Origin of the sequence: Paracoccus versutus (assembly GCF_000763885.1) — a bacterium.
Classification (GTDB): domain Bacteria; phylum Pseudomonadota; class Alphaproteobacteria; order Rhodobacterales; family Rhodobacteraceae; genus Paracoccus; species Paracoccus versutus.
The window spans coordinates 1-17950 of sequence record NZ_JRKO01000010.1; the positions used below are offsets into that span (position 1 = coordinate 1).

Annotated in this window: 15 protein-coding genes and 2 tRNA genes; 6 read left to right on the forward strand and 11 right to left on the reverse strand. The window is 69.9% G+C overall.

Annotation, left to right across the window (positions count from 1 at the left end; all coding sequences use genetic code 11):
• Positions 1-339: 339 nt before the first annotated feature.
• A tRNA-Arg gene (locus IT40_RS05645) sits at positions 340-416 on the reverse strand.
• A gap of 98 nt (positions 417-514) precedes the next feature.
• Between IT40_RS05645 and IT40_RS05650 the strand changes: the two genes are divergently transcribed.
• Complete coding sequence (locus IT40_RS05650) at positions 515-1534, forward strand: LacI family DNA-binding transcriptional regulator (protein ID WP_084196878.1); 1020 nt, start codon at positions 515-517, stop codon at positions 1532-1534.
• A gap of 172 nt (positions 1535-1706) precedes the next feature.
• On the opposite strand, the gene map is transcribed toward IT40_RS05650, so the two are convergent.
• Positions 1707-2510, reverse strand: coding sequence for a type I methionyl aminopeptidase (map, locus tag IT40_RS05655; RefSeq protein ID WP_036751661.1), 804 nt, complete (start codon positions 2508-2510; stop codon positions 1707-1709).
• Positions 2511-2635: 125 nt separating this feature from the next.
• Between map and IT40_RS05660 the strand changes: the two genes are divergently transcribed.
• Both IT40_RS05660 and IT40_RS05665 read left to right on the forward strand, forming a co-directional pair.
• Positions 2636-3376 (forward strand): competence/damage-inducible protein A, encoded by a 741-nt coding sequence (locus IT40_RS05660; protein ID WP_036751663.1) that lies wholly within the window; start codon positions 2636-2638, stop codon positions 3374-3376.
• A complete protein-coding gene (locus IT40_RS05665) occupies positions 3373-4092 on the forward strand; it encodes a GNAT family N-acetyltransferase (RefSeq protein ID WP_052095759.1) in 720 nt (239 codons plus the stop codon). Before IT40_RS05660 ends, IT40_RS05665 begins: the two co-directional genes overlap by 4 nt.
• 9 nt (positions 4093-4101) lie before the next feature.
• Here IT40_RS05665 and IT40_RS05670 read toward each other — a convergent pair whose 3' ends face one another.
• The 5 genes from IT40_RS05670 to cls all read right to left on the reverse strand — a co-directional run bounded on the left by IT40_RS05670 (position 4102) and on the right by cls (position 8854).
• Entirely contained in the window at positions 4102-4488 is a 387-nt protein-coding gene (locus tag IT40_RS05670) for a hypothetical protein (RefSeq protein ID WP_036751665.1), read from the reverse strand.
• A gap of 27 nt (positions 4489-4515) precedes the next feature.
• Positions 4516-5301 (reverse strand): DUF6478 family protein, encoded by a 786-nt coding sequence (locus tag IT40_RS05675; protein WP_036751667.1) that lies wholly within the window; start codon positions 5299-5301, stop codon positions 4516-4518.
• A gap of 11 nt (positions 5302-5312) precedes the next feature.
• On the reverse strand, positions 5313-7046 hold the full coding sequence (ilvD, locus tag IT40_RS05680) for a dihydroxy-acid dehydratase (RefSeq protein WP_036751669.1): 1734 nt from the start codon (positions 7044-7046) through the stop codon (positions 5313-5315).
• 69 nt (positions 7047-7115) lie between these two features.
• Positions 7116-7439, reverse strand: a complete 324-nt coding sequence (locus IT40_RS05685; RefSeq protein WP_036751671.1) for a 4a-hydroxytetrahydrobiopterin dehydratase — start codon at positions 7437-7439, stop codon at positions 7116-7118.
• An 11-nt stretch (positions 7440-7450) separates the two neighbouring features.
• A complete protein-coding gene (cls, locus tag IT40_RS05690; protein WP_243700312.1) occupies positions 7451-8854 on the reverse strand; it encodes a cardiolipin synthase in 1404 nt (467 codons plus the stop codon).
• Between the two features lie 111 nt (positions 8855-8965).
• Here cls and accD point away from each other — a divergent pair, with 111 nt between their 5' ends.
• Together accD and IT40_RS05700 are read left to right on the forward strand one after the other, a co-directional pair.
• Positions 8966-9898, forward strand: coding sequence for an acetyl-CoA carboxylase, carboxyltransferase subunit beta (accD, locus tag IT40_RS05695; protein ID WP_036751675.1), 933 nt, complete (start codon positions 8966-8968; stop codon positions 9896-9898).
• A 16-nt stretch (positions 9899-9914) separates the two neighbouring features.
• Complete coding sequence (locus IT40_RS05700; RefSeq protein WP_116171298.1) at positions 9915-11183, forward strand: bifunctional folylpolyglutamate synthase/dihydrofolate synthase; 1269 nt, start codon at positions 9915-9917, stop codon at positions 11181-11183.
• Positions 11184-11494: 311 nt separating this feature from the next.
• Here IT40_RS05700 and IT40_RS28380 read toward each other — a convergent pair whose 3' ends face one another.
• Positions 11495-14398 (reverse strand): hypothetical protein, encoded by a 2904-nt coding sequence (locus IT40_RS28380; RefSeq protein ID WP_036751679.1) that lies wholly within the window; start codon positions 14396-14398, stop codon positions 11495-11497.
• A 208-nt stretch (positions 14399-14606) separates the two neighbouring features.
• Between IT40_RS28380 and IT40_RS05710 the strand changes: the two genes are divergently transcribed.
• Positions 14607-15470 (forward strand): SIMPL domain-containing protein, encoded by an 864-nt coding sequence (locus tag IT40_RS05710; protein ID WP_036751681.1) that lies wholly within the window; start codon positions 14607-14609, stop codon positions 15468-15470.
• A 41-nt stretch (positions 15471-15511) separates the two neighbouring features.
• On the opposite strand, the gene IT40_RS05715 is transcribed toward IT40_RS05710, so the two are convergent.
• The 3 genes from IT40_RS05715 to IT40_RS05725 form a co-directional block, all read right to left on the reverse strand.
• Positions 15512-16798 carry an O-acetylhomoserine aminocarboxypropyltransferase/cysteine synthase family protein gene (locus tag IT40_RS05715; RefSeq protein WP_036751683.1) on the reverse strand — a complete coding sequence of 429 codons (1287 nt, stop codon included), beginning with the start codon at positions 16796-16798 and terminating at the stop codon, positions 15512-15514.
• 246 nt (positions 16799-17044) lie between these two features.
• Positions 17045-17425: a hypothetical protein gene (locus IT40_RS05720; protein ID WP_036751685.1), complete on the reverse strand. Its 381-nt coding sequence runs from the start codon at positions 17423-17425 to the stop codon at positions 17045-17047.
• Positions 17426-17815: 390 nt separating this feature from the next.
• Positions 17816-17902 (reverse strand) — tRNA-Leu (locus tag IT40_RS05725).
• Positions 17903-17950: the final 48 nt, after the last annotated feature.

Below are 17950 nucleotides of genomic sequence, written 5' to 3' on the forward strand. Positions count from 1 at the left end.
CCCCCAAACCAGCCCCCCTTTCCCCAGCAAACGCAGGAACAAAAACACGAGAATCAAACCAAATAACAACAAAGGCCAGGAGTCTCAGAGGCTGCAGGCGGCGCCTTCCCCCCATCACCTGGGCCCAAGAAGCACCTCCTTTGTCTCGCCTGATCCGGTCGAACCGCGAACGGTGGGCGGCTTAGTCGGCCTAGCGCCACGTTGGCAGCCGGATGCGCTTTATCCATGACGGCGATTCTCAGCGGCGAGCCGATGGCCGCCTTAGCAAAACGGGTCCAAGATGAGGATGGCAAAGCCTTGCAGCGCGTCAGGCAATCATCAGGCACATGCAAGGGCTGATGGTGACCCCGACAGGACTTGAACCTGTAACCTGCCCCTTAGGAGGGGGCTGCTCTATCCAGTTGAGCCACGGGGCCGCCTGGGGCCTCTTTTGCCCTCTGGCCGCGAAAATGGCAAGCTTGCCGCGGCCGGGCGGAAAAGATAACGGTAACATGATTGCGTCCCGGTAGTTGCGATGAACACGAAAAGACCCCGCCGCCCACTGACCCTGCGCGATGTGTCCGAAGCATCAGGCGTGTCCGAGATGACCGTCAGCCGCGTGCTGCGCAACCGGGGCGACGTCTCGGCCGCCACGCGCGAGAAGGTGCTGACCGCCGCCCGCACGCTGGGCTATGTCCCCAACAAGATCGCAGGCGGGCTCGCCAGCCAGCGCGTGAACCTGGTCGCGGTGGTCATCCCGTCGCTGTCGAACATGGTGTTTCCCGACGTGCTGGGCGGGATCTCGGCCGAACTGGACGATACCGGCCTGCAGCCGGTAGTGGGCGTGACGAATTACAGCCCCTCGCGCGAGGATGCGGTACTTTACGACATGCTGAGCTGGCGGCCCTCGGGGGTGATCCTGGCCGGGCTGGAACACAGCCGGGCGGCGCGGGCCATGCTGGACAACGCCGGCCTGCCGGTGGTCGAGATCATGGATGTGGACGGCACGCCGATCGACACCGCCGTCGGCATCTCGCACCGCCGGGCCGGGGCCGAGATGGCCGACGAGATCCTGGCCGCCGGCTATCGCCGCATCGGCTTCATCGGCACGCACATGCCCGAGGACCATCGCGCCCGCAAGCGGCTCGCCGGCTTCGAGGAACGGCTGGGCGAGCGCGGCGTGCAGCTGGCGGCGCGGGAATATTACCAGGGCGGCTCGTCGCTGCTGAAGGGGCGCGAGATGACCGAGCGCATCCTGACGCGCGAGCCGGAGCTGGATTTCCTGTATTTCTCCAACGACATGATCGGGGCCGGCGGGCTCTTGTGGTGCATGGAGAATGGCTACGACATTCCCGGCAGGCTGGGGCTTGCGGGCTTCAACGGCGTCGAGCTGCTGGACGGGCTGCCGATGCGGCTGACCACCACCGACGCGCGGCGCATCGACATCGGCCGGCGCGCGGCGCGCATCGTCGCCGGCAAGGAGGCGCGGCCCGAGAACGGCATCATCGCGCTGGCCCCGACCATCTTGCCGGGCGAGACCATCCGCAAGCATTGACGCCGCGCCGGCGGGCGGTGTTGCATGGGTATTTGCCATACGGTGAAACGGGCGCAGGCCTGGCCCTTGTACACCGGCCTGCGTTTTTCTCCGTTTCACAAATACCCATGCGGCAGCGACGGTTGCCCGGTCGCATGGGTATTTTCGGAACGAAGAAGCCGGATCCGGGAAGTCAGCCCAGCTCGGGGAAGAACAGGCCCTTTGGCGAAGGCGTGAAGATCTCGCAGCCATCCGCGGTCACGCCGATCGAATGCTCGAACTGGGCCGAGAGCGACTTGTCGCGCGTCACCGCCGTCCAGTCGTCGGCAAGGATCTTGGTTTCGGGCCGGCCGAGGTTCACCATGGGCTCGATGGTGAAGAACATGCCTTCCTCCAGCACCGGGCCCTTGCCGGGACGGCCGAAATGCAGCACGTTCGGCGGCGCGTGGAAGCTGCGGCCAAGGCCGTGGCCGCAGAAGTCGCGCACCACCGACATGCGGTTCGATTCCACATAGGACTGGATCGCCCAGCCGATGTCGCCGAAGGTGGCGCCGGGACGGACGGCCTCGATGCCGCACATCAGCGCGTCATGCGTGACCTGGATCAGCCGGCGCGCCTTGACGCTGGGCCTGCCCGCCACATACATGCGCGAGCTGTCGCCGTACCAGCCGTCCACGATCACCGTCACGTCGATGTTCAGGATGTCGCCCTCGGCCAGGATCTTGTCGCCGGGGATGCCGTGGCAGACGACGTGGTTCACGCTGATGCAGCTGGCGTGCTGGTAGCCGCGATAGCCGATGGTGGCGCTGGTGGCGCCCAGTTCCTCGACCCGGCCCCGGATGAAATCGTCCAGGCCGCCGGTGGTGGCGCCGGGCTGCACCAAGGGACCGACCTCGTCCAGGATCTGCGCCGCGATCAGCCCGGCCGCCCGCATGCCCTGGAAGTCCTGCGGGTCGTGGATGCGGATTCCCTCGCGGGTCTGGCGTGCGTCGTTCATGGCGTCCCCTTGGCGTCGTCCTGCTGGTCCGTCCCACAGATAGTCCCATGCCGCCACTTGTTCCAGCCCCTCGGGCGGACCTATACATTTGCGCAAGGAGCCAGATCGCCAGGAGGAGCGCGCCGATGCAATCCGACAATCCCACCGCCGCCATCCTCGTCATCGGGGACGAGATCCTTTCGGGCCGCACGCGCGAGGGCAATGCCCATTACCTGTCGCAGGTCCTGAACAGCATCGGCGTCGACCTGCGCGAAGTGCGCATCGTCGGCGACGACCACGACCAGATCACCGCCGCGATCAGGGCGCTGGATTGCTCGCTGGGCGGCGCCTGGGACATGCTGTTCACCTCGGGCGGCATCGGGCCGACGCATGACGACATCACCGCCGATGCCGTCGCCGCCGCCTTCGGCGTGGGCATCGAGATCAACGAGGAGGCGCGGCGCGTCATGGTCGAGCGCTGGCAGGCGCGCGGCGTCGAAGTGACCGGCAACCGCCTGCGCATGGCCCGCATCCCGCTGGGCGCGGCGCTGATCCCCAACGCGCATTCCGCCGCGCCGGGTTTCCATATCGGCAACACCTATGTCATGGCCGGCGTGCCCGAGGTGTTCCGCGCCATGGTCGAGGCGGTGGTGCCGGGCCTGCCGACCGGACGCCCCTCGGTCAGCGAGGCGCTGGAGGTGCTGCGCCCGGAATCCGACGTGGCCGACGAGCTGCGCGCCGTGGCCGATGCCTTCCCGGACCTGTCGCTCGGCTCCTATCCCTTCCAGAGCGGGCAGCGCTACGGCACCAGCCTGGTGATCCGCGGGCTGGACGACAAGCGCGTCACCGACGCCATGACCCTGCTGCGCGAAAGGCTGGCCCTGTGATCGGCGATCCCGACATCGCCCGCGCCTTCGAGACCACCTGGCCCGCCGCCGAATATGCGCCGGCCGGCGGTTTCCTGGTCGGCCGCGGCCGGGGCGGCGGCGGCCGCGTCAGCTCGGCCCGCGCCGCGCGGCCCGACTGGACCGAGGCCGACATCGCCCGCGCCGAAGCCATCCAGCGCGGCTGGAACGAGCGGCCGATGTTCCGCGTCGCCGATGACGATGCCGCGCTGGCGCAGGCGCTGGCGGCGCAGGGCTTTCGCCATGGCACGCCCACTGCGATCCTGGCCGCCGATTGCGCCCGGCTGACCGCCCTGCCCGTCCCGCCGCTGGCCACCTTCGAGATCTGGCCGCCGCTGGCCATGCAGCGCGACATCTGGAGCGACGGCAATGTCTCGGCCGCCCGCCAGGCGGTGATGGAGCGCGTGGCCCTGCCCAAGACCGCGCTGCTGGGGCGGATGCAGGATCGCGCGGCCGGCGCGGCCTTCGTGGCTCTGGACGGGCCGGTCGCCATGATCCACGCCATCGAGGTGGTGCCCGCCCTGCGCCGGCAGGGCGTGGCGGGCTGGCTGATCCGCATGGCGGCGACCTGGGCCGAGGTGCAGGGCGCAACCCGGCTGGCGCTGGCGGTCGGCCGCGCCAATGCCGGCGCCCGCGCGGCCTATGACCGGCTGGGCTTTGCGGAACTCGGCGGCTACGGCTATTGGAGCAAGGACTGAAGCCGGCGCTCAGGCTGGCGCGGCCGCCAGGCGGCGCAATTCCTTCTTGAGCAGCTCCAGCTCGCCGCGCATCAGGCTCAGCTCGGCATGCAGGTCGCCGTCCAGGATCTCGCCCGCGACCAGGGTCAGGCTGGCCAGGCGGCGGGCACCGGGCCGGGGCGGCTCGCCCTCGGCGCCCCCGTCCTCGACCAGAAGGAAGCTTTGCGCGCCTTCCGACAGCCGCTCGACCGGGATGGCGGCGGCGACGCGCCAGCGGCCGGGTGCTTCGGCGGTCAGCCGAGCCTCGGCCACGCGGCTGCCCATATGCACCAGCACCAGCCGGCCCGGCTGGGCGTCGCGGTGGATCACCCCCTGCCAGATCCCGCTTTTCAGCCCCAGGGATTCAAATTCACTCATTAAAACATTCCTTGGTCAGAACCAGGGTCAGAACTGGGCCCGCAGGTGGCGCGAGAAGAACAGCTCGCGGATCTCGACCGCATTCATGCGGGGCGCCTCGAAAATCAGGTCCAGCCAGATCTTTTCCAGCCGCTTCTCGTTCATCGGGATATAGGCAAGGTCGAACTCGGTCACCTGCCGGCTGTAATGGCCCGGCTCGAAGCGGCGCAGTTGCAGCGTGGCCTGGTCGGTGTTCGGGCCATGGCCGATGTTCAGCCGGGCATAGACCTCCAGCGCGCGCTCGGCGATGATGCCGGTCTCCAGCCGCAGGACATGGCTGCGGGTCAGGCCCTGCAACGCGCTTTCGGGCAGGTCGATGGACAGCGACAGGAAGCTGCCGGCAAAGCCGAACACCTCGAGCCGCATGCCAAAGGGCGACAGGTCGGTCGCGCCGCCATTGGCCAGTTGTTCGAAGATCAGCGCGCGTTCGGGGCAGTCGTGCCAGACCGCCGCCCCCTCGCCCAGCCGGTCGCCGGCCTCGGGCCCGGCCAGCCCGCGCGGCGTGACCTGCCCGGCCATGAAGCCGGGGCGCCAGCGCCAGTCGGTGCCGCCAGGCAGGTGCAGCGCATCCAGCGCCGCACGCGAACGCGCCGCGCGGCGGTCGGCGCCGATCAGGAAGCGGTCGAGGCTGCCGCGCAGCGCGCGCGCCTCCTCGCGCAGGTGGCGCAGGCGGGCGGAGGGCAGCGTCTCGACGCCTCCGGCCAGCGCCGTCCATTGCCGTGCAGCCCGCTCTCGGGTCTTGCGTTCAAGCCATTTACCAGGGCGTATTGCCATGCGTCCGCCTGTCACTGATCCATGTAGACGTGGGTTTCGGCGGCCGCACCCGGATGGGTCACGGCGCCGTAGCGAGCCTTGCCGACCAGCTGGGCGTATTTCCACAGCGCGCCCGAGGCATAATCCGTCTTGCGCGGCCCGGCCCATGCGGCGCGGCGCTGCGCCAGTTCCTCGTCGCTCAGCGCCACGGAAATCTCGCCCCGGATCGCGTCGATGGTGATCATGTCGCCGTCACGCAGCAGCGCGATGGGGCCGCCATGCGCCGCTTCGGGGCCGACATGGCCGACGCAGAAGCCGCGCGTCGCGCCGGAAAACCGCCCGTCGGTGATCAGCGCCACCTTCTTGCCCATGCCCTGCCCCGACAGCGCCGCGGTGGTCGCCAGCATCTCGCGCATGCCGGGGCCGCCGGCCGGGCCTTCGTTGCGGATGACGATCACGCAGCCCTCGGCATAGTCGCGGCGGGTGACGGCATCGAAGGCCTCTTCCTCGGATTCGAAGACGCGGGCGGGGCCGGTAAAGACCTGATGCTCGGGCGCCATGCCCGCGACCTTCACGATGGCGCCGTCGGGTGCCAGGTTGCCGCGCAGCCCGACCACGCCGCCGGTTCGCGACAGCGGCGCCGTCACCGGATGGATGACCTTGCCGTCGATCTCGCGCGCGACAAGGTCCAGTTCCTCGCCCATGCTGCGCCCCGAGGCGGTCAGGCAATCCTCGTGGATCAGCCCGGCACGGCGCAGCTCGCGCATGACCACCGGCACGCCGCCGGCCTCGAACAGATCCTTGGCAACGTAGTCGCCGCCGGGACGCAGGTTCACGAAATAGGGCGTGTCGCGAAAGATGTCGCAGACGTCGAACAGGTCGAAGGGGATGCCCGCCTCATGCGCGATGGCGGGCAGGTGCAGCCCGGCATTGGTCGAGCCGCCGGTGCAGGCCACCACCCGCGCCGCGTTTTCCAGCGACTTGCGCGTCACCACGTCGCGGGCGCGAATGTTCTTCTCGATCAGCGCCATCACCGCCTCGCCCGAGGCGAGCCCGTATTGATCGCGCGATTCGTAGGGCGCCGGCGCGCCCGAGCTGTTCATCAGCGCCAGCCCGATGGCCTCGCTGACGCAGGCCATGGTGTTGGCGGTATATTGCCCGCCGCAGGCCCCGGCCGAGGGACAGGCCACGCGCTCCAGGATCTCCAGCTCGGCATCGGTCATCTTGCCGGCGGCGTGCTGGCCCACGGCCTCGAACACGTCCTGGACCACCACGTCGCGCCCGTCCAGCTTGCCCGGCAGGATCGAGCCGCCATAGATGAAGACGCTGGGCACGTTCAGCCGCACCATGGCCATCATCATGCCCGGCAGCGACTTGTCGCAGCCCGCCAGCCCGACCAGCGCGTCATAGCAATGCCCGCGCATGGTCAGTTCGACCGTGTCGGCGATGGCATCGCGCGAGGCAAGGCTCGAGCGCATCCCCTCGTGCCCCATGGCGATGCCGTCGGTGACGGTGATGGTGGTGAACTCGCGCGGGCAGCCGCCGCCCTTCTTGACGCCCTGCTTGACCGACTGGGCCTGGCGGGCCAGCGCGATATTGCAGGGCGCGGCCTCGTTCCAGCAGGTCGCCACCCCCACCCAGGGGGAATGGATCTCTTCGTCCGAGATGCCCATGGCATAGAAATAGCTGCGATGCGGCGCGCGGGCCGGCCCTTCGGTGACATGGCGACTGGGCAGGGTCGACTTGTCGAAACGGCTGTTCTTCATGGCTGCATCCTCCGGCTGGATTCTGGATAGGCCCAGCCCGCCCGCGGAGCAAGGGGCTGCCGCCCGCCCTCAGCCCAGGGCCGCGTCCAGCCGGGCGGCCATGATCAGGTCGTTCATGGTCACGCCCCCGGCCGAATGGGTCGCATAGGTGACGCGGGCATGGCCCCAGCCAAAGGCGATGTCGGGATGGTGCCCGGCGGCCTCGGCCTGCCAGGCGGCCAGGTTGGCCAGCTGCGCCGCCTGCCTGAAGTTCTTGAAGCGCCATTCGCGCTGGATCGACTTGCCGTCCTCGGCCATGTGCCACTCGGGCAGGTCGGCCAGCGCCTTGCGCAATTCCTCCGGCGACAGCGCGGCGGCGCCGTCCACGATCTTGTCCTTGCTGCGGTCCGTCATCGCGTCCTCCGTCACAGGATCGGCGCCGCCAGCGCCAGAAGATTATTGCGCAGCCGGCGCCGGACCGACCAGCCGCGGATGTCCTCCAGCGCGATCGGCCGGGCGCGGTCGATATAGCCCTGCTGGCGTTCGTCCAGCCGCTCGGTGATGTCGCCGCCCAGGAACAGCATGTTCATCTCGTAGTTCAGCTCGAAGCTGCGGCGGTCCATGTTGGCGCTGCCCAGCATGGCCATGCGCCCGTCGGCGGTGATGATCTTGGAATGCAAGAGCCCGCCCTGGAACAGCATCAGCCTGACCCCGGCCGAAACCAGCCCGTAATAGAACCCTTCTGACGTGGCCTGCACCACCAGCGAATCGTTGCGCTCGGGCAGGATCACGGTCACGTCCACGCCCCGCCGCGCCGCCGTGCGGATCGCCGAATCGAGCGAGGCGTCGGGCACGTAATAGGGCGTCGTGATCACCAGCCGCTCGCGGGCGGCATGGATCATCGTCACCATGCAGTCCGACAGCGAGCCCTGGCGCTCGTCCGGCCCGGTGGCGACGACCTGCGCCACCTCGCCCGGCGCGGTGACGGGGCGGGTCATGCGCAGCATCTCGCCCAGGTCCTCGCCGGTATAGCTCATCCAGTCCTGCAGGAAGACCGCCTGCATCTGCCGCACCACCGGCCCCTCGATGGCCAGGAAGACGTCGATCCAGGGCGCATAGCGCGGCTTGATGGCAAAGGCCCGGTCCGAGCAGTTGCGGCTGCCGGTAAAGCCCAGCACATGGTCGATCACCACGATCTTGCGGTGGTTGCGCAGGTCCATGCGCTGGAACAGCCCGCCGATCACCGGGATGCTCAGCGGCAGCGCCTCGACGCATTCGACCCCCGCCGCCTTCATCCGCGACCAGGATTCGGACCGGCCGAAGGCGCGCGAGCCGAAGGCGTCGATGATCGCCCGCACCTTGACGCCGCGCCCGGCGGCGCGGATCGCCGCCTCGGCCACCGAACGCCCCGAGGGATCGTCGAGCCAGATATAGAACAGCATGTGGACATGCTCGGTCGCGCCGTCGATCGCCTCGACCAGCGCGGCGATGGCGCTGTCGTCCTCGGGCAGCAGCGCGGCGCGGTTGCCGGCCACCGCGGCAAAGCCGGTGGTGGCGCGATTCGCCTTGATGACCGGCTCGGCGAAATCGGGCAGCACCTTCAGCTCTTCGGGGCTGGACTGCCACAGGCCGGACAGGCGCGAGCGGACATTGGCCATGGTCTCGACCTCGGCGCCCCGCATGCGGATCTCGCCGAACAGCACATAGGCCAGGATGCCGACCAGCGGCACCAGCTCGATCACCAGGATCCAGGACAGGCGGACCGTCGGCTCAAGCCGCGGACGCAGCAGCACGCGCACCGAAACGGCCAGCGCGGCTGCGTAATGCATGAACACAAGGGCTTCGGTCCACATGCCGCCATGAAAGCCCGGACAGCGCGGAATTGCAATTCGGCACCGCTTTGCATATCTGAGCCCAGAACGCAGCGCAGGGGGCCGCCGATGAACTGGATCACCAATTATGTCCGTCCGCGCATCAATTCGCTGTTCTCGCGCCGCGAGGTGCCCGAGAACCTGTGGACCAAATGCCCGGAATGCGGGACCATGCTGTTCCACCGCGAATTGTCGGACAACCTGAACGTCTGCACGAATTGCGACCATCACCTGGCGATCAGCCCGCGCGGCCGCTTTGCCGCGCTGTTCGACGGCGGCGTCTTCGTCGAGGTCAAGGTGCCCGAGCCGGTCGCCGACCCGCTGGGCTTCCGCGACCAGAAGAAATACCCCGACCGCATGAAGGCCGCGCAGAAGTCCACCGGCGAGAAAGAGGCGATGCTGGTCGCCGAGGGCGAGATCGGCCGCACCCCCATCGTCGCCGCCGCGCAGGACTTTTCCTTCATGGGCGGCTCGATGGGCATGTATGTCGGCAATGCCATCATCGCCGCCGCCGAACGCGCGGTAAAGCTCAAGCGGCCCCTGGTGCTGTTCTCGGCCGCCGGCGGCGCGCGGATGCAGGAAGGCATCCTGTCGCTGATGCAGATGCCCCGCACCACCGTCGCCGTCGAGATGCTGAAAGAGGCGCGGCTGCCCTATATCGTCGTGCTGACCCATCCGACCACCGGCGGCGTGACCGCCAGCTATGCCATGCTGGGCGACATCCAGATCTCGGAACCGAACGCGCTGATCTGCTTTGCCGGCCCGCGCGTGATCGAGCAGACCATCCGCGAAAAGCTGCCCGAGGGCTTCCAGCGCGCCGAATACCTGCTGGAACACGGCATGCTGGACCGGGTGACGCATCGCAAGAAGCTGCGCGAGGAGCTGATCTCGATCCTGCGCATGCTGGGCGGCCTGCCCGCGCCGGTGGTGGGCGACCTGCCCGCGCCCGGCACCATCGCCGCACCGCGCCACGAAAACGCCGCCGACAACGCCTCCGCCTAGGCCAGACGACATCGCGATGACCTCCTCCGACGCCATTCTCGCGCGGCTCATGCAGCTGCATCCCAAGGTCATCGACCTGTCGCTGGACCGGATACACCGCATCCTTGCCGCCCTGGGCAACCCGGAGCGCAGCATCCCGCCCGCGATCCACATCGCCGGGACCAACGGCAAGGGCTCGACCCAGGCGATGATCCGCGCCGGGCTGGAATCGGCCGGCAAGCGCGTCCATGCCTATACCTCGCCGCATCTGGCGCAGTTCCACGAACGCATCCGGCTGGCCGGGGAGCTGATCTCGGAGGCCGACCTGGCCGCGGCACTCGAGGAATGCGAGGCCGCGAACGCCGGCGCGCCGATCACCTTCTTCGAGATCACCACCGCGGCGGCCTTCCTGGCCTTCTCGCGCACGCCGGCGGATTACACGCTGCTGGAAGTGGGCCTGGGCGGCCGGCTGGATGCGACCAACGTGATCGAGGCGCCGGCCCTGACCATCATCACCCCCATCAGCATCGACCATACGCAATACCTGGGCGAGACGCTGGCCGAGATCGCCGGCGAAAAGGCCGGGATCATGAAGCGCCGCGTGCCCTGCATCGTCGCCCCGCAGGAGACCGTCGCCCGCGAGGTGATCGAGCAGAAGGCCGAGCGGCTGTTCGCGCCGCTGCGCATCGGCCGGCAGGACTGGGACAGCCGGCGCGAGGGCGACAGCTTGGTCTACCAGGACGAACACGGGCTGATGGACCTGCCCCTGCCCGTCCTGCCCGGCCCGCATCAGATCGTGAACGCCGGCACCGCCATCGCCGCGCTGCGCGAACTGGGATTCGGCCGCATCGAGGCTCGCGCCGCCGTGACCGAGGCCGAATGGCCCGCGCGCATGCAGCGCCTGGGCCATGGCCCGCTGGTCGAGGCGGCGGGGGCCTGCGAGCTTTGGCTCGACGGCGGCCACAACCCGGCCGGGGGCGAGGCGGTGGCGGCGACGCTGGCCGCCCTGCCGCGCCGGCCGACGCATCTGGTCTGCGGCATGCTGAACACCAAGGACGTGGCGGGCTACATGCGGCCGCTGGCCGGGGTGGCGCACAGCCTGACCGCCGTGGCGATCCCCGGCGAGCCGAACACCCTGCCGGCCGAGGACACCGCCGCAGCCGCAACCTCGGTGGGGCTTGCGGCCAGCACCGCCCCGGATGCGCTGGCGGCGGTCGGCCGCATCGCCACGGATCACCCCGGCGCGCGCATCCTGATCTGCGGCTCGCTTTATCTCGCCGGGCAGGTGCTGCGCCGGAACGGCTAGACCGGCCGGCGATTCGCACCGGCCCCGGCACGGATTGGCCGCGTCCGGCACCGCCTCGGCGGGAATGCCCGGTCGCGTTGCCGGTGATGATTGCGATAGGCGCGGGGCGACCGCCCCCCATGTCGGATACGACCCCAGCAGAGGCTGGGCATTCCGGAAACCGCCATCGGGACGACCCGCGCGCAGGATGCAACCCCAGGTCACGAAGGCTTCCCACAGGCAGATGCACCGGGCTCTCACAGGGCGGCGGGCCCGCGGGGGGATCGTCCGGCCGCTCGGGCAATGGCCAGGCGACTGGCAGGAAACCTTGGTCAGCGCCCGTCCAGCATCCGCAATTCATGGGTGCGGCCCGCCTTGACATAGGTCAGCCGTCCGTCGCCGATGGAATTGATCGTGCCGCCGTCGATGCGGTCGCCCAGCCGGACCGTCACCACCTTGCCGCTGCGCAGCCGGATCAGCGCGCGGCTGGCCTTGCCGGCGCCGATGATGCCGATGACCGTGGTGCGGCCCATGTCGATGCCGCGCGCCTGGGTCGCGGCCTTGGCCACCGAGGCCGAAGTCGCGCCCTTGGGCAGGGCGTTGGCAGCGATCTCGGGCTCGTTGTCGATCTCGGGCGGCTTGTAGTCCTGGCGTTGGGCGCGGGCGGCCCGTTCCTCGGCTGCGGCCTGGGCGCGGGCGCGGGCCTCGGCCTGGGCGCGGGCCTCGGCCTCGGCCTTGGCGTCGGCGGCGGCGCGGGCGCGGATGCGCGCCTCGGCCTGGGCCTGCAACTGCTCGTCAAGCTTGCGGCGGGCGGCCAGTTCGGCCTCGCTGGGTCCGGGCGCGGCCGCGGGCGCAGCGGCCGGGGCCTCGGCCGTCGGTGCCGCATCGGGGGCCGCGCGCTCGCCGCGCCGGGGCGGCAGGGGCGAGGAAGCCAGCGCCGAAAGCCGCACCCCGCCCGGCGTGGCGGGCGAAGCCGCGACCGCGGCCGAGATGGCGGCCGACGCGCCAGGACGGGCGCGGGGCCGGGCCGAGCCACGCAAAAGCCCGCCCGAATCCTGGGCGGGCGCGGCGGCGCTTTCGACATGGTCGGGCTTGTCTGGTGGCGGCGTGGTCGCCGATCTCACCGCGGCGTCGATGGCCGATGGGCTGGCGGCATCGCTGGCCGAACCGGGCTTGCGCTGCGGCCGCGCCTGCGCCAGCCGCTCGCCGCGGGGCGGGGATTGCTGCACGACCAGCCCATCGCGGCCGAGGTCGCGGATAAGGTCGCGCAGATGCCCCTGTTCGGCCGGGGTCAGGTCGTCGGCAGACAGGCCCGCGCTCGGAACCTCGGGGGTCGAGCCCTCGGGGCGCGACGGCGGCCGGGCCGAGCCGCGCAGCATCGCATTGCCGGTCGCGGCGACGGGCTGGACGGCGGGCTCCTGCGCCGGGGCCGGTGTCGGCGCCGGCGTCGACGTCGGGGCGGCGGCGGCGGGCGGCGCGGCGCGGCTGCGTCCGGGCGGCCGCGCGCTGCCGACGGGCTGGGCACGGGACTGGCTGGCCTCATAGGGCAGCGGGTTCGAGGGCACGCGCGGCGCGGTATCGGCCCGCGGCGCCGAAGTCTGCGGCGTGCTGCGGCGCGGCGCAAGCTGCGGCCGGGCCGAACTGGTCAGACCGGCGGCGACCGGCGCGGGCCGGGGCGGCGCGGCAGCGGGGGCCGAGGTCGCGGCGGGCAGCGTGGCGGCCTGGGCGGCGCTGGCCGTGGCGTCGTCCGGCGCGGGTGCGGCGGGCTCCGGCGCCGCTGCTGGCGCGGCGCTCTGCGCCGCGGGCGGCACCACGGCAGCTGCGACCGCGGCAGCGGCGACCATGACCCGGCGCCGTTCCTCCTCGGTCAGGGCCGAAAGCGGCGCGGCTGCAGGCTCGGCCGCCGCGCGCTGCTCCGGCGCCGGGGCAGACGCGGGCTGGGACGCTGGCTCAGGCGCAGCCTCTGCCGGGGCGGGCTCGGTCGCGGCCGACGGAGAAGCGGTCGGTGCGGGCGTGGGTTCCCGTGCGGGTTCCGGCGCGGGTTCGGCTTCGGCCGCCGGCACCTGCTCGGCCGGGGCGGCTGCGGCAAGCTGCGCTTCCTGCCGGTCCGGCACCAGGAAGGCCCAGATCAGGATCAGCCCGACGACCAGCGCGCCCAGCATGGCGATCAGCCCGGCAAGCCCGCCCCGTTCGCCGGGACGGCGGGGCTGGGCCGGGGCGGCGCCCGCCGGTCGGGGGGCACGGCGGGCATCCGCCGCGCGTTCATGCACGGCGCGGGCCCGCGGGTTCAGCGCGGCGCCTGCCTGCGGCACGGCTTCGGGCCGCGAGCCGGGTCCGGCCTCCGGCGCAGCCGCGTCAGGCTGGTCCGGCTCTGCCGCTTCGAGCGTCTCCGAAGCATCGCTTTCCGCTGGGGCGGCCTCCTCAGGGGTCGAGGCCGGATCAGCCCTCTCAGCTTCCTCAGATTTTTCGATGTTATTTTCGATGAATACCGCAGCTTCCTCGGAAAACCCGACCCTCTCGCCCGGCTCCGCCTGCGGGGCCGGATCGTCGCCGGCCTCCCCGTCAGCCACCGGCTCGGGCACATTTTCCGCCGCATCCTCCGGCGCCTCGGAACCGTCGCCGTCGAGATCCAGCGCGTCCTGGGTTTCGGCCGGCTCTTCCTCGATCAGCAGCGCCGAGGCCGTCACGCCGGCCTGCGCCGGATCGACCTGCGGGCGGCTGCGCGGCGCCGCCTCCAGCACGAAGACCGGCTCGCCCGGATAAAGTCCCGCGGCCGGCGCGGCGCAGTATCCCCGCCCATCGAACCCGTATTGCCGGGCGAAATCGCGGGCCTCGCGCAGGGTCTGGCGGGCCACGGCGGCGACGCGGACGCTGTCGCCCTCGCCCTGCCAGTCAAAGGCCAGATCCTCGATCGCATAGGGGGTCAGCCCGTCCAGCGCGCGGCCCACCGCATGGTCGCGATCCGCACCCGGCGCGACCGTCAGCGTCGTGTAGAGGATCTGGTCGTCGGGAATGATCAGCACGACGGGCAGCACCGCCTCGTCCCCGGTCGCCATGGCGCGCAGCCGCGCCAGCGCGTCGTGAAAGTCGGGCGAGGCGAAATCGACCGAGCCCAGATGCCGCCAAGCCCCCGGCGCGACGCCGTCCTGCCCCTGCGGGCCCCGCTCGCGACGTTCCAGATGCACAGCATCCTCGCTGAAGGAGAGTGCGTATTCGGTGACGGAATCAAGCGACATCGACAGGCTTTGCTTTCGGTTCCGGGCGCCCTGGGCTGTCCCGGACGCATCTTCGTGATTGATGGTTCTGAACTAGCCCAGAACGCGATCCGTGAAAAGCCGAACACCGGATTGTGACGCATCCCGGAACGCATTTGCGGCGTTATGGGGGCTCGTGAAGACAACCGCGCAAGGGCAAAGCACCCGATGCGCCAAGGAGTAAGACCCGATGCCCCGATTCCGACCCCTGCTGGCCGCCACGACGCTGATCGTTCTGGGCGCCGGCCCGCTGCTGGCCCAGACCGCCCCGGCCGACGCGCCGCCGCCGCCCGCGCAGATGGGACATCACATGATGAAACATGCAGCCCCCTTCGCCAAGCTGACCGTGACCGGCACCGGCCATGCCACGATCCAGCCCGACATGGCCACGATCACCCTGGGCGTCAGCACCCGCGCCGCCACCGCGGCCGAGGCGATGACGCAGAACGCCGAGCAGCAGGCCAAGGTCATCGAGACGCTGAAGGCCGAGGGGATCGAGGCGCGCGACATCCAGACCTCGGGGCTGAACCTGTCACCGGTCATGGATTACTCGGACCAGGGCCAGCCGCCGAAGCTGACCGGCTATGGCGCGCAGAACAGCGTGACCGTGCGGGTGCGCGACATCGCCGGGCTGGGCGCGGTGCTGGACAAGCTGGTCGCCTCGGGCGCCAACGAGATCAGCGGCATCGCGTTTTCGCGCGAGGACATGGCCGAGGCCGAGGACCAGGCCCGCAGCGAGGCCGTGGCCGAGGCGCGCCGCCGCGCCGAGGTGATGGCCGAGGCGGCGGGGATGCGGCTTGGCCGGCTGATCTCGCTTTCCGAGGCACCGACGGGCGGCGGGCCGCGCCCGATGATGGCCATGCGCGCCCAGGCGGCCGGCTCGGCCGATACGCCCATCGAGGCGGGCGAGTTGGCCGTCAGCGCCGATGTCACCGCGGTCTTCGCCATGCGCCCGGCCGATGCGCCGCAAGGCGGCGAGCCGCCCGAAGGTGAAATCACACCCGAGGGAGAAATCGCACCCGAGGAGCCCCCGATCGAGGCTCCGGCGAACTGATCCCCCGACGGGCGGCGCAACGATGCGCCGCCCTTTCCGGTTCAGGCCGTGGCAGCCGCCAGCGCCTGGTCCAGGTCGGCGATGATGTCGGCCGCGTCCTCGATCCCGATCGAGAGCCGCACCACGTCCGGCCCGGCGCCGGCCGCGATCTTCTGCTCGTCGGTCAGCTGGCTGTGCGTGGTCGAGGCGGAATGGATCACCAGCGAGCGCGCATCGCCCAGGTTCGCCACATGGCTGAAGAGCTTGAGGTTATCCACCAGCTTCACCGCCGCGTCGTAGCCCCCCTTGATCGCAAAGGTGAACAGCGCCCCCGCCCCCTTGGGATAGACCCGCCGCGCCGTCTCGTTCCAGGGCGACGAGGCAAGGCCGGCATAGGTGACCGAGGTCACGCGCGGATCGTTTTCCAGCCATTCCGCGACCTCGAGCGCGTTCTCGACATGGCGGGCCATGCGCAGGCCCAGGGTCTCGATCCCCATCAGCGTGTAATGCGCGGCCTGCGGGTTCATGGTCATGCCCAGGTCGCGCAGCCCGATGGCGATGCCGTGGAAGGTATAGGCCAGCGCGCCGAAGGTTTCGTGGAACTTCAGCCCGTGATAGGCTGGCTCGGGCTGGGACAGGCTGGGGAACTTGTCCGAGGCCGACCAGTCGAACCGGCCCGAATCGACGATGGCCCCGCCCGTCACCGTGCCGTTGCCGGTCATGTATTTGGTCAGGCTGTGGACCACCAGCGTCGCGCCCAGCTCGATGGGCTTGCACAGCCAGGGCGTGGCCAGGGTGTTGTCGACGATCAGCGGCAGGCCGGCCTGCTCCGCAACCTCGGCCACCGCCGGGATGTCGGTGACATAGCCGCCCGGATTGCTGATCGATTCGCAGAAGATGGCGCGGGTGTCGTCGTCGATGGCGGCGCGCAGCGCGTCCAGGTCGTCCAGGTCCACGAATTTGCACGACCAGCCGAAGCGCTTGATGGTCTGGCTGAACTGGGTGATGGTGCCGCCGTAAAGCCGGGTCGAGGCGATCAGGTTCCGGCCCGGCCCCATCAGCGGGAACAGCGCCATGATCTGCGCGGCATGCCCCGAGGAACAGCAGACCGCGCCGGCCCCGCCCTCCAGCTCGGCCACCCGCGCCTGCAGCGCGGCGACGGTGGGGTTGGTCAGGCGGGAATAGATATAGCCGACCTCTTGCAGGCCAAAGAGCCGCGCGGCATGGGCGGCGTCCTGAAAGACATAGGCCGTGGTCTGATAGATCGGCACCTGCCGCGCCCCGGTCGCCGGGTCGGGCGCGCTGCCTGCATGGATGGCGGTGGTGTCGAAACCCCAATTCTCGGACATGGAAACTCTCCCCTTCTTCGGGCAGAGACTAGGCGCAAGCGGGCGGCGAAGGGAACAGCAAACCCGCCGCGAAACGCCGGAAAAGCCGGCCGTCCCGCTGGGCAGGCCCCTGGGGCGCGTGATTTCCCCCGCCGTTTCGCGAAAGGACCGGCTGCGACGACAAGCCCGCCCTTGCGGGTCCGCGCGCGGCGCATGAAAAAGCCCGCCGATGTCCGGCGGGCCTCGCGCATCGGCCGGGCCGAGGGCTCAGCGGCATTCAAGCTGCACGTTGACCGGGTTCGGCACCAGTTCCAGCATCGCCCCCGAGGAGGCGTCGACGCCCGCGCCGATGATCCCGCCGACCAGCACGTTGCCGGCCATCGCCGCGCCGCCGCCGCCGGCCACGCGGTTGGTCACGCGGACCTGCTGCGGCTTGCAGCGGTCCTTCGTCACCGCGACGTTCAGCTCCGACTTGCGCGGAACCTTGAAGCTGCAGGGGGTATTCTCGCAGGTCTGCCCGTCGCTGAGCCTGACCTGGGCCCCGCCGGGGGTCGAATTGACGACAAGCACGTCCTTCGTCCCGCGGGTGATGGTGGCGCAGCCTGCCAGAGAAAAGGCTGCGCAAAGCGCAAAAACACGTCCGATCATGGGAAACCTCTCAACAAAGTGAGAAGGCTTTATTGTCTATTTTGTATGATCACAAGGCTTTCCTCGATAGCCGAGCGTTTCGACAGTATTTCATGGAAACCTGCCATCCCCCCGTACTTCCTGTGATGAAAGAAGGTATCCGGCCGATGAAAACGTCCGAAAAACGCAGAAATACGCCAGGAGATAAGGCGATCCCCGACAGAGAAAGCGGCATTATTGTCCATTTTGCGTAAGTATACATCACGGCAGATGGCTGGCCTTCTACCCCGGCTGGCGCCGCTTGGCGGACCAGGGCGGCCTTGAGCCAAGGCCAAGCGGTGACGCGCCAGCCGCAACCATGAATCGCCACGATGCCGCGACGGTTTCTTCCAGATTTTCAGGGGATGAAAATGGTGCGGTCGAGAAGACTCGAACTTCCACTCCGGTTAAGGAACAGCGACCTCAACGCTGCGCGTCTACCAATTCCGCCACGACCGCACTTTCGTAGGCTCGCGTCTCATAGACGCTTGCGCGGCGGATGAAAAG